A 1,372-nucleotide genomic window follows, 5' to 3' on the forward strand; every position below is an offset into this window, starting at 1 on the left:
TCCAATATCGACACATCCAATGCACCTTCAAGACGAAGAACTATCGGAATGTGGTACTCGGTACTGCCCTGAAGCTGATCCAGAAACCATAGTCGCTCCTGGCTGAAGGACAAAGGAACACGAATCAATGAATCACGTGTATAAGGAGTGACTTTCTTTAATACTTTTTTTATAATCTTTTCACCTTGGTATTTCTCTAATAACTCTTTTGTTATATTTTCACTCTGATATTTTTCCAGATATTCAATAATCTGCGGTTTATTTTCTCTTATTTCTCGAAGTAATCCCGAATCAATTTCAGTATTTGACTTAATACTTAATGATCCATTTTTTAACACCAGCTTTATTCCTTTTTTGTTTATTCTTTGAAAAAAACTTAAAAATTCCATATATATTATTAAAATTATAACTCAATATTATTATATTATAGTACCCTTAAAATCATTAAAATCAAACATCTCTCAAATTGATACACCACAAAATAACTTTGCTTTATCAAATACTGATCGAGTAAGTAGTAAATTATTGAAACTCTATTTTAAAGATGTTTCACAAACACTTTCTTTAGCAAATTCTTATAAATAAAAATCAATTTTATTTTTCCCACCTTCTACAACTATATAACCAACAAAAACACATAAGACCTTCTACATCATTCCTATCCCAAAATTTATACTAAATCACAAATTCTAATAAAAATAAGATGCTATTTAAAGTCACTTGCCGCATAAAATTTATCCCTCTATAAAAAAACAAGAATTATCTCACATTTAAACTATTCGTCCCATTATTATTAATGGTAATGAGCAACTCGAACGGCAGCAATTCATGATTATATAATACTGTCTAAAGATAATATATTATCCTAATTATCCTACTATATGGAATAAATTTTATTAATTATATTCCTAATAACTCTTTTAAAAAAATTAACTCATTAACTGTAATCTAAAATGCAAAAACAGCTTGAAATAGCTGTTTTTGCATTTTAAAATTATTTGAAGGCCGTGCTATCATTCTATATTTGAAACTGAATATATTATAATCTAATTAGTCATCATCATCATTAAAATTACAACTCAATATTCATACTAAATTCATCTATAGAATCATTAAAGCTAATTATTTTATAATTTAAATAAGAGGATAGCTCATACACTGTATTAAATTTGAATATGTCTGTAATTGGTATCTCTATAGACAACTCATCACGTATTATGGATACTAAACGAGTCACCAGCAGACTGTGACCACCCAACTCGAAGAAGTTGTCATGAATACCTACTTTTTCTATCCCAAGCAAGTTCTGCCAAATGGCAGCCAATTGCTCTTCCGTCTCTGTACGAGGCGCAACATACTCCTTGGTCGATAA

2 protein-coding genes are annotated in these 1,372 nt (G+C 29.0%); both read right to left on the minus strand.

All coding sequences use genetic code 11. The features are described from left to right. Positions 1-389 (minus strand): TubC N-terminal docking domain-related protein (locus tag NQQ59_RS25190; protein ID WP_257698478.1); only part of this gene is annotated, 389 nt, incomplete at its 3' end. Between the two features lie 683 nt (positions 390-1,072). Beyond that, the coding region (locus NQQ59_RS25195) for a phosphopantetheine-binding protein (protein WP_307777167.1) at positions 1,073-1,372 on the minus strand (300 nt) is incomplete at its 5' end.

It is taken from the genome of Flavobacterium panacis (genome assembly GCF_024649945.1).
GTDB classification, from domain to species: domain Bacteria; phylum Bacteroidota; class Bacteroidia; order Flavobacteriales; family Flavobacteriaceae; genus Flavobacterium; species Flavobacterium panacis.